At 61.1% G+C, this 12,426-nt stretch carries 14 protein-coding genes; 3 read left to right on the top strand and 11 right to left on the bottom strand.

Annotated features, from left to right (window positions below):
- Positions 1-85: 85 nt before the first annotated feature.
- Entirely contained in the window at positions 86-1,060 is a 975-nt protein-coding gene (locus CKW09_RS05495) for an aldo/keto reductase (RefSeq protein WP_061796253.1), read from the top strand.
- A gap of 33 nt (positions 1,061-1,093) precedes the next feature.
- On the opposite strand, the gene pgpA is transcribed toward CKW09_RS05495, so the two are convergent.
- The 6 genes from pgpA to nrdR all read right to left on the bottom strand — a co-directional run bounded on the left by pgpA (position 1,094) and on the right by nrdR (position 5,334).
- Entirely contained in the window at positions 1,094-1,588 is a 495-nt protein-coding gene (gene pgpA, locus CKW09_RS05490; RefSeq protein WP_061796252.1) for a phosphatidylglycerophosphatase A, read from the bottom strand.
- Positions 1,581-2,573 (bottom strand): thiamine-phosphate kinase, encoded by a 993-nt coding sequence (thiL, locus tag CKW09_RS05485; RefSeq protein ID WP_061796251.1) that lies wholly within the window; start codon positions 2,571-2,573, stop codon positions 1,581-1,583. The genes pgpA and thiL overlap by 8 nt, the downstream gene beginning before the upstream one ends.
- 53 nt (positions 2,574-2,626) lie before the next feature.
- Positions 2,627-3,043 carry a transcription antitermination factor NusB gene (gene nusB, locus CKW09_RS05480; RefSeq protein ID WP_061796250.1) on the bottom strand — a complete coding sequence of 139 codons (417 nt, stop codon included), beginning with the start codon at positions 3,041-3,043 and terminating at the stop codon, positions 2,627-2,629.
- Between the two features lie 20 nt (positions 3,044-3,063).
- Positions 3,064-3,534 (bottom strand): 6,7-dimethyl-8-ribityllumazine synthase, encoded by a 471-nt coding sequence (ribH, locus tag CKW09_RS05475; protein ID WP_061796248.1) that lies wholly within the window; start codon positions 3,532-3,534, stop codon positions 3,064-3,066.
- A gap of 231 nt (positions 3,535-3,765) precedes the next feature.
- Positions 3,766-4,875, bottom strand: coding sequence for a bifunctional diaminohydroxyphosphoribosylaminopyrimidine deaminase/5-amino-6-(5-phosphoribosylamino)uracil reductase RibD (gene ribD, locus CKW09_RS05470; protein WP_095096030.1), 1,110 nt, complete (start codon positions 4,873-4,875; stop codon positions 3,766-3,768).
- A gap of 9 nt (positions 4,876-4,884) precedes the next feature.
- Positions 4,885-5,334: a transcriptional regulator NrdR gene (nrdR, locus tag CKW09_RS05465; protein ID WP_004949256.1), complete on the bottom strand. Its 450-nt coding sequence runs from the start codon at positions 5,332-5,334 to the stop codon at positions 4,885-4,887.
- A 175-nt stretch (positions 5,335-5,509) separates the two neighbouring features.
- Between nrdR and CKW09_RS05460 the strand changes: the two genes are divergently transcribed.
- Entirely contained in the window at positions 5,510-6,070 is a 561-nt protein-coding gene (locus CKW09_RS05460) for a SadB/YajI family lipoprotein (protein ID WP_061796246.1), read from the top strand.
- A 76-nt stretch (positions 6,071-6,146) separates the two neighbouring features.
- On the opposite strand, the gene secF is transcribed toward CKW09_RS05460, so the two are convergent.
- The 5 genes from secF to queA form a co-directional block, all read right to left on the bottom strand.
- Positions 6,147-7,115 (bottom strand): protein translocase subunit SecF, encoded by a 969-nt coding sequence (secF, locus tag CKW09_RS05455; protein ID WP_061796244.1) that lies wholly within the window; start codon positions 7,113-7,115, stop codon positions 6,147-6,149.
- Positions 7,116-7,125: 10 nt separating this feature from the next.
- The gene (gene secD, locus CKW09_RS05450) at positions 7,126-8,973 is read right to left on the bottom strand and encodes a protein translocase subunit SecD (protein WP_073970258.1); all 1,848 of its coding nucleotides are present in this window, start codon (positions 8,971-8,973) and stop codon (positions 7,126-7,128) included.
- A 24-nt stretch (positions 8,974-8,997) separates the two neighbouring features.
- Entirely contained in the window at positions 8,998-9,330 is a 333-nt protein-coding gene (gene yajC / locus CKW09_RS05445; RefSeq protein ID WP_004940391.1) for a preprotein translocase subunit YajC, read from the bottom strand.
- Between the two features lie 33 nt (positions 9,331-9,363).
- The gene (tgt, locus tag CKW09_RS05440; protein WP_061796240.1) at positions 9,364-10,488 is read right to left on the bottom strand and encodes a tRNA guanosine(34) transglycosylase Tgt; all 1,125 of its coding nucleotides are present in this window, start codon (positions 10,486-10,488) and stop codon (positions 9,364-9,366) included.
- A 72-nt stretch (positions 10,489-10,560) separates the two neighbouring features.
- Positions 10,561-11,631, bottom strand: coding sequence for a tRNA preQ1(34) S-adenosylmethionine ribosyltransferase-isomerase QueA (gene queA, locus CKW09_RS05435; RefSeq protein WP_061796238.1), 1,071 nt, complete (start codon positions 11,629-11,631; stop codon positions 10,561-10,563).
- Between the two features lie 120 nt (positions 11,632-11,751).
- Here queA and CKW09_RS05430 point away from each other — a divergent pair, with 120 nt between their 5' ends.
- Positions 11,752-12,333, top strand: a complete 582-nt coding sequence (locus tag CKW09_RS05430) for an ACP phosphodiesterase (RefSeq protein WP_061796237.1) — start codon at positions 11,752-11,754, stop codon at positions 12,331-12,333.
- Positions 12,334-12,426: the final 93 nt, after the last annotated feature.

Genomic DNA, 12,426 nt, shown 5'->3' with positions numbered 1-12,426 from the left:
CGCCTCCGCTTGCGGGGGCGTTTTCGTCTCTGCCGCCCGAGATCCGCGCTACAGTTAATGTCTGAGCCGTAAATGGGAGGCTAGCATGAAGTACCTGAAACTGGGCAATACCGATCTGAACGTCTCGCGCATCTGTCTGGGCTGCATGACCTATGGCGAGCCGGACCGCGGCAACCACGCCTGGACGCTGCCGGAGGAGAGCAGCCGCCCGCTGCTGAAGCAGGCGCTGGATGCCGGCATCAACTTTTTCGACACCGCCAACAGCTATTCCGACGGCAGCAGCGAGGAAATCGTCGGCAAGGCGCTGCGCGATTACGCGCGCCGCGATGAGGTGGTGATCGCCACCAAGGTCTATTTCCCGCTGAGCAACCTGGAACGCGGCCTGTCGCGCGGCAAAATCATGCAGTCCGTCGACGACAGCCTGCGGCGGCTGGGCACCGACTATGTCGACCTGCTGCAGATCCACCGCTGGGACTATGAAACGCCGCTGGAAGAAACGCTGGAAGCGCTGCACGACGTGGTTAAAGCCGGCAAGGCGCGTTATATCGGCGCATCCTCGATGTATGCCTGGCAGTTCGCCAAAGCGCTGTATACCGCCGATCTGCACGGCTGGACGCGCTTTGTCAGCATGCAGGACCAGTACAACCTGATCCAGCGCGAAGAAGAGCGCGAGATGCACCCGCTGTGCGCCGCCGAAGGCATCGCCGTGTTGCCCTGGAGCCCGCTGGCGCGCGGCAGGTTAACCCGCCCCTGGGGGGAAACCACCGCGCGGCTGGTCTCCGATCGGGTCGGCAAAGAGCTGTACGATGAAACCGAAGGCATCGACGGCATCATCGCCGAGCGCGTGGCCACCCTCGCCGAAGAGCACGGCGTGTCGCGCGCGCAGATCGCCCTGGCCTGGCTGTTGAGCAAACCGGCGGTCAGCGCGCCGATCGTCGGCGCTTCGCGCAGCGAGCAGTTGGCGGACGCCATCGCCGCCGTCGATCTGAGCCTGACGCCGGAAGAAGTGGCTGAACTGGAGACGGCCTATGTGCCGCACCGCGTGACGGGGTTTGAATAACGCAGACAGGGCGCGGCGCACCGCGCCCTGCTATCAGAACAACCCTACCGGCCAGTGGTGGCCAATCAGGTAGATGATGCCGGCGGACAGCACCCCGGCGACGATGTCGTCGATCATGATGCCCATGCCGCCGTGCACGTTGCGATCGAACCAGCGGATCGGCCAGGGTTTCCACATATCCAGAATGCGGAAAATCACGAAGCCGGCGGCGACCCAGCGCCAGTCGTTGACCGGCAGCGCCATCAGCGTGATCCACATGCCGACGAATTCGTCCCAAACGATGCTGCCGTGATCGTGTACCCGCATGTCTCTGGCGGTCTGATGGCACAGATACACGCCGATGCAGATGCTGAACATCACCACCAGCGAATACAGTTGCCACGGCAGCTGGATCAGCAGCAGCCAGAACGGGATGGCCGCCAGCGAGCCCATGGTGCCCGGCACTATCGGCGACAAACCGCTGCCGAAGCCGGTGGCCAGCAGGTGCCACGGATTGCTCATCCGCAGGCGGCGTTTGGCCTCATCCATGGTTGCCCTGCTCCGCATTGAAATGGTCGAAACCTTTCCACGCCAGCTCTACCGCCTCATCGTTGCGGTAAAACTTGATGCCTTCCGCCAGCGGGCCAATCTGGCCGATGCAGGTGTAATCCGCGCCGAGATGGCTCAGCGCCACCTCCAGCGCACCGCGATTGATTTCCGGCACGGTGAAGCACAGCTCGTAGTCTTCGCCGCCGGCCAGCGCCCAGCGCAACGCCTGGTCGGCATCCGCCTGGCTGCTCAGCGCCTGCGACAGCGGCAGCTCATCCAGATCGATGCGCGCACCGCACTCGCTGGCCTTCAGCACGTGCTTCAGGTCGGAGATCAGGCCGTCGGAGATGTCGATCGCCGAGCTGGCCAAATCGCGCAGCGCCTGGCCCTGCAATACCCGCGGCTGCGGCCGCAGGTGGCGGCCGATCAGGTAGCCGCGCGCCGTCGCATCAGCAACCTGCAGGCGATCCTGAATGATCGCCAGGCCGGCGGCGCTGTCGCCCAGCGTACCGGTCACGTAGATCCAGTCGCCGATGCGCGCGCCGCTGCGGGTCAGGGCCCGGCCGGCCGGGATCAGTCCCTGAATGGTCAACGTCATGCTCAACGGGCCGCGCGTGGTGTCGCCGCCGATCAGCTGCATGCCGTAGTAATTAAGCTGTTCGAACAGGCTATCGCTGAAGGCCTTCAGCCAGGCCTCATTCACGTCGGGCAGGGTGAGCGCCAGCGAAAGCCAGGCCGGATCGGCGCCCATCGCCGCCAGATCGCTCAGATTTACCGCCAGCGCCTTGTAGCCGAGATCGGCCGGATCGATATCCGGCAGGAAATGAACGCCAGCCACCAGGGTGTCGGTACTGACGGCCAAAAGCTGTTTTTCTGCCACTGTCAGAAGTGCGCAGTCATCTCCAATGCCCAACTGTACGTCCCGGCGTACGCTCTTAAACCGGTCAAAATAGCGGGCAATGAGGTCAAATTCGCCGCATGCCATGGTCGATATTCCACTAGAAGAAATTAAGGCCGGGGATACCGGCCTTAATTTTTTTATTTTTTCTTGCGAATGGTGGGTGCCACTTTATCCAGCACGCCGTTCACAAACTTGTGGCTGTCTTCAGCGCCGAAGGTTTTCGCCAGTTCGATCGCTTCGTTGATAGCCACTTTGTAAGGGACATCCTCACGCATTTTCAGCTCAAACAGCGCAATGCGCAGAACCGCACGCTCCACCTGGCCCAGTTCATCGAGCTGGCGCGACAGGTAGGGAGCCATCAGCTCGTCCAACATACCTGCATTCACCGCCGCGCCGGACAGCAACTCGCGAAAATAGGCGACGTCAACATCTTTGACATCCTGCTCCGTCAGGAACTGGTGTTCAACATCGGCAATGTCATTTTTAGACAACTGCCAAGAGTAAAGCGCTTGAACAGCGCACTCACGAGCGCGGCGACGAGCAGCAGGTTTCACGGAATTCCCCTTAACTAAATTCAGGCTTTAATAGCTTTGATAACATTAATCATTTCAAGTGCGGTCAGAGCAGCTTCAGCGCCCTTGTTGCCCGCTTTGGTGCCGGCACGTTCGATAGCCTGTTCGATGCTCTCGGTGGTCAGCACGCCAAAGGCAACCGGGATTTCGGTGTTCAGAGAAACATTGCCGATGCCGGAACTGGCTTCGCCCGCCACATATTCGAAGTGCGCGGTGCCCCCACGGATAACGGTACCCAGCGCGATAACCGCGTCGTATTTGCCGGTGTTGGCCAGCACGCGCGCAGTCAGCGGCAGCTCGTAAGCGCCCGGGACCCAGACAACGGTGATGTTGTCGTCAGCAACCTGGCCGATGCGCTTCAGTGCGTCGATGGCACCTTGCAGCAGGCTGTCGTTGATGAAATTGTTAAAACGTGCAATTGCGATCGCCACACGGGCATTTGGAGTAGCAACAACACCTTCGATAACTTTCATGGGCTTTCCTTAAAAATGGGTTCAATACCCCGCAGGGGGGCGGATTCTATCATATTCTTTATACCCGTCATACTTGAAGCTGCATCTGTGTTGGCTGCGCGCGCTTACCCGGCTAAACTCATCGGGATAAGCGCCTTGGCCGCCTGGCCGCAACTTCAATTATTTAGGGCGCCGCTGCCTGCGCGGGCGGTTTTGCCACGGGGCAACCCAACCGGCAGGCAAAGGTGGCAATCAGTGTTTGGCCCGCAGGATCAGGCGCAGATCGGGGCCAACCTGCCGCACTTCGCTGAAGACAAACTCAGGGGCGTCGGCCAGCCGCTCCAGCCCCGGCAGATGGCACAGGCCCCGGCCATTATCGCCCAACAGTTTTGGCGCGATGTACAAAATGAGCTCATCCACCAACCCGGCCTGCAGCAGCGCGCCGGCTAACCGAGCACCCGCCTCGACCCAGATGGAATTCACCTGGCGCTTCGCCAGCTGCATCATCATCACCACCAGATCGACGCCGCCGCCGTGCGCCGGGAAAGTCAGCTGCTCCACCTCCGGCGGCCACGCCTGCTGGTCCGGCTGCAGGCGCGCCAGCCAGGTGGCGCCCGCCTGTTGCACCACCCGGTGCTGCGGGGTGACCCGGTTTTGGCTGTCGAGAATAATGCGCAGCGGCTGGCGCAGGTGCTCTCGCGGATAAATGCGCTGCGTTTCGGCATCCAGCTCGTCCCAGCGCACCGTCAGCGACGGATCGTCCGCCAACACGGTGGCGCTGGTGCTGAGAATGGCGGCGCTTTGCGCGCGCAGACGCTGTACGTCTTGCCGCGCCTGCGCAGAGGTGATCCACTGGCTCTCGCCGGAAGCCATCGCCGTACGGCCGTCCAGCGAAGCGCCCAGCTTCAGCTGCAGATAGGGGAAACCGGTGCGCATGCGCTTCAGGAACCCCAGGTTCACCGCCTCGGCTTCGGCCAGCATCAGCCCATGGCGTACCTCCAGGCCGGCCTGCTGCAGCTTGTACAGCCCGCGCCCCGCCACCTGCGGATTGGGATCCTGCATCGCCGCGACCACCCGGCTGACCCCGGCGGCCACCAGCGCATCGGCGCAGGGCGGCGTGCGGCCATGGTGGCTGCAGGGTTCGAGCGTCACATAGGCGGTCGCGCCGCGCGCCTTCTCGCCCGCCATGCGCAGCGCGTGCACTTCCGCGTGCGGTTCGCCGGCGCGCAGATGGTAACCTTCACCGACGATTTCGCCATCGCGCACGATAACGCAGCCGACGTTCGGGTTGGGCGCGGTGGTAAAACGCCCCAGCCGCGCCAGTTCAAAGGCGCGCGCCATGTAAAATTCGTCGTTGTGCATGAAAGCTCCTCAGTCCTGCAGGCGGGCGATCTCTTCGCCGAACTCGCGAATATCTTCAAAACTGCGGTAAACCGACGCGAAGCGGATATAGGCGACCTTATCCAGCTTTTTCAGCGCGTCCATCACCAGATTGCCCACCAGCTTGGTCGGCACTTCCCGCTCGCCGGTGGCGCGCAGTTGGGATTTGATATGGTTGATCGCGTTTTCCACGTCGTCCGAGCTGACCGGCCGCTTTTCCAGCGCTTTCAGCATGCCGCGGCGCAGCTTGTCTTCATTGAACGGTTCGCGCACCTCATCGCTTTTAATCACCCGCGGCATCACCAGCTCGGCCACCTCAAAGGTGGTGAAGCGCTCGTTGCACACCAGGCACTGGCGGCGGCGGCGCACCTGAGAGCCATCGCCCACCAGGCGGGAATCAATTACTTTGGTATCAACGGCGGCGCAGAAAGGGCAATGCATAACACGTCCTGATAAACGTTTTCATAGTTAAGAACAGTTTAACCCGAAGTGCAGCCACAACAAAGGCCGCCGGCCATTTGTTGCGATCGGCCGCGCCGAACCGCCCGCCGGCATGACTTTCCCCGCCGGGCGGACTAAGCTGATAACAGGAGCCACGGAAGAGGGAATCGCCGCCATGACAATCAGTTATCCGAAAGTTTGCCTGCTCGCCGCCGCCGTTCTGCTGGCGGGCTGTGCCAAAAACCCTGAGGCGCCGAAGCTGCGCAGCCAGGTGATCGAACTGAACCAGAAAGTGAGCCAGCTGACCGACCAGGCCACCGCGCTGGAGCAGCAGAACCGGCTGAATCTGGATTCAGAGGACGGGGTTTATCTGCTGCCGGCCGCCGGCAACGCCGCCCGCCTGAACAGCGCCATCGGCGAGCTGAGCGTATCGCTGAGCCACGTCAAGAACGAGGCCAACGGCACTCAGGCGCAGCTGCACGTGCGCATCCTCTCTCAGGCCAGGCTGCCGGCCTTCAAAGCGGTGGTGGAATGGGGCCAACTGGACGCCGCCACCGGCAAGCCGCTGACCGCCGACGCCCTGACTCAGCCGATCGCCAGCGCAGACTCGCTGCTGCCGAAGCCCGCGCAGGCGTTCGAACTGCGTTTCAGCGGCCTGACGCCGGACCAGCTCGGCTATGTTCGCCTGCACGGCGTGGTGCCGACCGCTCAACCGGCGGTGGTGCGGCAGCACTGAGCCCCGGCCCGCCAGGCGTGCAAAAAAAAGGAGCGCCAACCGGCGCTCCTTTTCGTTTCGCTGAATGCCGCTTTGCTTACGGCAGAATCGAAGGCTGATCCGCACCCTCTTTTTCCACTTTCTGCTGCAGCATGTGCTCGCGTTTCATCCCCAGCTTCAACGCCAGCGCGGACGCCACGTAGATGGAGGAGACGGTACCGATCGACACGCCGATCAGCATCGCCAGCGAGAAGCCCTGCAGCATCGCGCCGCCGAAGATGTACAGCATCAGCACCACCATCAGGGTGGTACCGGAGGTCATCAGCGTACGGCTCAGCGTCTGGGTCAACGACACGTTCATGATTTCGTAAGGCGTTCCGCGGCGGATCTTGCGGAAGTTTTCACGAATACGGTCGGAAACCACGATGCTGTCGTTCAGCGAGTAACCGATAACCGACATCAGTGAAGCGACGATGGTCAGGTCAATCTCGATGCGGAACAGCGACAGCACGCCCATGGTGATGATCACGTCGTGCGCCAACGCGATAACCGCCCCCAGCGCCAGGCGCCATTCGAAGCGGAACCCGACGTAAATCAGGATGCAGATCAACGCCACCAGCAGCGCCATGCCGCCGGTTTGCGCCAGCTCGCTGCCCACGCTCGGGCCGACGAACTCGATGCGTTTCACGGTGGCGTTCTTATCCACCGCGTCGTTGATCACGCCGATCACTTTATTGCCCAGTTCCTGGCCTGCGGTGCCGGTCGCCGGTGGCATACGCACCATCACGTCGCGGCTGCTGCCGAAGTTCTGGATAATCGGGTCCTGGAACCCGGCTTTCTCCAGCGTATCGCGCATCAGGTCGAGGTTGGCCGGTTTTTCCAGGTTGATTTCAATTACCGTACCGCCGGTAAAATCCAGGCCCCAGTTAAACCCGCGCACCGACATGGTGGCGATTGACGCGACCAGCAGCAGCAATGAGATGCCGAAGGCCACGTAATCCCAGCGCATAAAGTCATAGACTTTACGGCCGTAGTTGAGTTGTTCAACAGTATAATCCTGTGCCACAACGCACTCCTCAGATAGACAGCTTGTTAATGCGTTTGCCGCCGTAAAGCAGGTTGACGATGGCACGGGTACCGACAATCGCGGTGAACATGGACGTCGCCACACCGATTGCGGTGGTAATCGCAAAGCCCTTGATCGAACCGGTGCCCACTGCGTACAGAATGATCGCGGTGATCAGGGTGGTGATGTTGGCGTCGACGATACTGGAGAACGCGCCTTTATAGCCCTCGTGGATCGCCTGCTGAACGGAACGCCCGTTCTTCAGCTCTTCCTTGATACGTTCGTTTATCAGTACGTTGGCGTCTACCGCCACCGCCAGCGTCAGCACAATACCGGCAATGCCCGGCATGGTCAGCGTCGCCCCCGGCAACAGGGACATCACGCCGACGATCAGCACCAGGTTGGCGACCAGCGCCGTGGTGGCGATCATGCCGAATTTGCGGTACCAGACCACCATGAAGACGATGGACGCCACCAGGCCCCACAGACAGGCTTCCAGGCCCTGGGTGATGTTCTGCTGCCCCAGGGTTGGGCCGATGGTGCGCTCTTCAACGATCTGAATCGGCGCAATCAGCGCACCGGCGCGCAGCAGCAGCGAAAGCTGACGCGCTTCGTTCGGGTTGCCGATGCCGGTAATGCGGAAGCTGTTGCCCAGACGCGACTGAATGTTCGCCACGTTGATCACTTCTTCCTGCTTCACCAGAACCGCACGGCCGTTGGCGTCTTTCTTGCCGCTGTCCTTATACTCCACGAACAGGGTCGCCATCGGCTTGCCGATGTTGTCCTTGGTGAAGTTGGACATCGAGGTGCCGCCGGCGCTGTCCAGCGAGATGTTAACCTGCGGCTGGTTGTACTCGTCGGTGCTCGAGGTGGAATCGGTGATGTGATCACCGGTCAGGATCACGCGCTTGTACAGCACGATCGGCTGGCCGTCGCGGGAGTATTTCACCTCGGAGTCGCCCGGCACGCGGCCGCTGGCCGCCGCAGTCGCATCCGCGTTGGTGTTCACCAGACGGAATTCCAGGGTCGCGGTAGCGCCCAGGATTTCCTTGGCGCGCGCCGTGTCCTGGATACCCGGCAGCTCGACCACGATGCGGTCGGCGCCCTGACGCTGCACCAGCGGTTCGGCAACGCCGAGCTGGTTAACGCGGTTACGCAGGATGGTGATGTTCTGCTGCACCGCATATTCACGCGCTTCGCTCAGGCGGGCGTCCGTCAGGTTGGCTTTCAGGGTGTTGCTGCCGTTGGCTGACAGCACCAGATCGCGCTGACGCGGCCCGATGTAGCTGATGGCCTGATCGCGGGCGGCGTCGTCACGGAAGCGAACTTCCACGCCGTTGTTGTCCAGCTTGCGGATAGACGCGTAAGGAATGCCCTTCTCGCGCAGCTCGCTGCGCAGGGTATCCATGGTCTGTTCCTGCAGCTTGCTCAGGGCGGTGTCCATGTCGACTTCCATCAGGAAGTGCACGCCGCCGCGCAGGTCAAGGCCGAGTTTCATCGGCTCTGCGCCCAGCATCGCCAGCCAGGTTGGCGTGGCCGGGGCCAGGTTCAACGCGACGACGAATTTGTCACCCAGCTCCGCCATCAGGGCCTCACGGGCGCGCAGCTGAACGTCGGGATCTTTAAAGCGAGCCAGGATGGCGCCGTTTTCCAGCGCAATCGACTTGCTCGCGATATGGTCTTTTTCTAATACGGTACGGACCTGGTCCAGCGTAGTTTCACTGGCGGCGACGCCGCGCGCGCCAGTGATTTGTACGGCCGGATCCTCACCGTAGATGTTGGGAAGCGCATAAAGCAGACCGACGAGGATCACCACGATCAACATCAGATACTTCCACAAAGGATAACGGTTTAGCACGGCAATTCCCTTAGGGAAAAAAAATTACAGGGCCTTCATGGTACCTTTCGGCAGAACGGCCGCCACGAAGTCACGCTTGATCATCACTTCCGTGGTGTCGTTCAGCGCAATGGCGATGATGCCGGTGTCGGCCACCTTGGTCACGCGGCCAATCAGGCCGCCGGTGGTCAGCACTTCGTCGCCCTTGCCGATCGAGTCCATCAGTTTTTTATGATCTTTCGCGCGTTTCTGCTGTGGACGCAGGATCATGAAATAGAAAATCAGGCCGAACACAACCAGCATAATGATCAGAGAGTACGGGCTTCCCTGAGCCGGAGCCCCTGCGGATGCGACGGCGTCAGAAATGAAAAAGCTCATTGAAATTCCCTCATTAAGTTATCAATTATTAGATCAAGCGTTTAAAGGTGGAATCGGCTTGCCGATCCGACCGTAGAAATCCGCAACAAACAGCTCTAATTTACCCTCTTCAATAGCCTGGCGTAAACCCGCCATCAGGCGTTGGTAGTGGCGCAGGTTATGAATAGTGTTCAATCGGGCACCCAGTATTTCGTTGCAACGATCGAGATGATGCAAGTAGGCGCGGCTGTAATTGCGACAGGTGTAGCAATCACAGTCTTTATCCAGCGGAGAAGTATCATCCTTGTGCTTGGCATTACGGATTTTTACCACACCGTCAGTCACGAACAGATGGCCGTTGCGGGCGTTGCGCGTCGGCATGACGCAGTCGAACATATCTATGCCGCGGCGCACGCCTTCCACCAAATCTTCCGGCTTGCCGACGCCCATCAAATAGCGTGGCTTATCTTCCGGAATTTGCGGGCAAACGTGTTCGAGAATGCGATGCATATCCTCTTTTGGCTCGCCTACAGCCAAGCCGCCAACAGCGTAACCATCAAAGCCGATATCCACCAGCCCTTTTACTGAAACATCACGTAAATCTTCGTAAACACCGCCCTGAATAATGCCGAATAACGCATTTTTATTCTTCAGTTCGTCGAAACGCTGGCGGCTGCGCTGCGCCCAGCGCAGCGACATCTCCATCGAACGCTTGGCGTAGTCCCAGTCGGCCGGGTACGGCGTGCACTCGTCGAAGATCATCACGATGTCGGAACCCAGGTCATACTGGATTTCCATCGATTTTTCCGGGCTCAGGAACACCTTGTCGCCGTTGATCGGGTTGCGGAAGTACACGCCTTCCTCTTTGATCTTACGCATCGCCCCCAGGCTGAACACCTGGAAGCCGCCGGAGTCGGTAAGGATCGGGCCGTGCCACTGCATGAAATCGTGCAGGTCGCCGTGCAGCTTCATGATCTCCTGGCCCGGGCGCAGCCACAGGTGGAAGGTGTTGCCCAGCAGGATCTGCGCGCCGGTCTCTTTCACTTCTTCCGGCGTCATGCCCTTGACCGTGCCGTAGGTGCCGACCGGCATGAAAGCCGGGGTTTCCACGACGCCGCGGTCAAAGATCAGGCGGCCGCGGCGAGCGCGGCCATCGGTTGTCTGTAATTCGTACTTCACAAAGCCTCCAGCATCAGAGAAACAGTCTGATGTCGTTGAAACGGGGCCGCGCCGTGCGCGCAGCCCGGGAATTTAGCCGCCGACGGACTCGTTTTCCGCCTGCGGGTTGCGGCTGATGAACATCGCATCGCCGTAGCTGAAGAACCGGTATTGCTCGGCCACCGCCTGCCGATAGGCGTTCATGGTGTTTTTATAGCCGGCAAAGGCCGACACCAGCATGATCAGCGTCGATTCCGGCAGGTGGAAGTTGGTCACCAGCGCGTCGATCACCTGATAGCGGTAACCCGGATAAATAAAGATGCTGGTGTCGCCGAAGAACGGCGCAATCAGCGCCCCTTCGCTGGCGTTGGCGGCGCTTTCCAGCGAACGCACCGAGGTGGTGCCCACCGCGACCACGCGCTTGCCGCGCGCCTTGCAGGCCAGCACCGCGTCAACCACCTCCTGCGGCACCTCGGCGTACTCGGCGTGCATCACGTGTTCTTCGATGGTTTCCACCCGCACCGGCTGGAAGGTGCCCGCGCCGACGTGCAGGGTCACGAAGGCCATCTCGATGCCTTTGGCGCGCAGCGCGGCCAGCAGCGGTTCGTCGAAGTGCAGACCGGCGGTCGGCGCGGCGACCGCGCCCGGCTTCTCGCTGTATACCGTCTGATACAACTCGCGATCGGCGGCGTCGTCCGGGCGATCGATATACGGCGGCAGCGGCATATGGCCGGCGGCGTTGAGGATGCCGAACACGTCGCGATCGTCGTTGAAGCGCAGTTCGAACAGGGTATCGTGACGCGCCACCATGGTGGCGGCGATGCTTTCGTCATCGCCCAGCAGCAGCTCGGCGCCCGGCTTGGGCGCCTTGGAGGCGCGCACGTGCGCCAACACGCGATGGTCGTCCAGCACGCGCTCCACCAGCACTTCAATCTTGCCGCCGCTGACCTTGCGGCCAAACATGCGCGCCGGGATCACCCGGGTATTGTTGAACACCAGCAGGTCGCCGGCTTCCAGATTGTCCAGCAGATCGGTGAATACGCCGTGCTTCAGCTCCCCGCTCGGCCCATCCAGCTGCAGCAAGCGGCAACCGCTGCGCTCAGGCTGGGGATAACGGGCAATCAGGGATTCGGGAAGTTCAAACGAAAAATCGGCGACGCGCATGGGTATTCACTTCTTCAATATGGGACGGGTTGGTAAAAAACAGGCGGCCTAGTCTAAAGCCGCGGGCGGTCAGCAGCAAGAAATAAGGAGGATTTACCTGACTTCAGGTATAGTTGCCGGATGAATTTTCTCGCTCATCTCCATTTGGCCATGCTGGCCGACAGCTCGCTGCTGGGCAACCTGCTGGCGGACTTCGTGCGCGGCAACCCGGCGGGCGAGTATGCCCCCGAGGTGGTCGCCGGCATCATGATGCACCGCCGCGTCGACGTGCTGACCGACGGCCTGCCGCAGGTGAAAGCCTGCCGCGACTACTTCAGCGCCGCGCATCGCCGGGTGGCGCCGATCACCCTCGACGTGGTGTGGGACCATTTCCTGGCGCGCCACTGGCAGCAGTTAGAACCGTCGCGCAGCCTGCACGGCTTCGTTCAAGAGGCGCGCGGCCAGATTGTGCCCCAGCTGCCCCAGACCCCGCCGCGCTTCCAGAATCTGAACGGCTACCTGTGGTCGGAACGCTGGCTGGAGCGCTACGCCGAGCTGCCGTTTATCGCCGAGGTGCTGCGGGGCATGGCCAGCCGCCGTCCGCGACTCGCCGCCCTGGCGGGCTCCTTCGCCGACGTCGAACGCCACTATCATCAGCTTGAAACAGAGTTCTGGCAGTTTTATCCGCAGATGATGCAGCTGGCGAAAAGCAAAGCGCTGTAGGTCAAGGCCAACATGTTGAAATTGCAGCGCCTTGCAAGAAAATACGTTTTCGCCCTTGCCCTTTTATGAGAAAAGGTTATTTTTAAAGCTCGC

The sequence above is a fragment of the Serratia ficaria genome (assembly GCF_900187015.1).
In the GTDB taxonomy this organism is placed as follows: Bacteria; Pseudomonadota; Gammaproteobacteria; order Enterobacterales; family Enterobacteriaceae; genus Serratia; species Serratia ficaria.
This window is presented reverse-complemented; position numbering and strand designations above follow the sequence as displayed.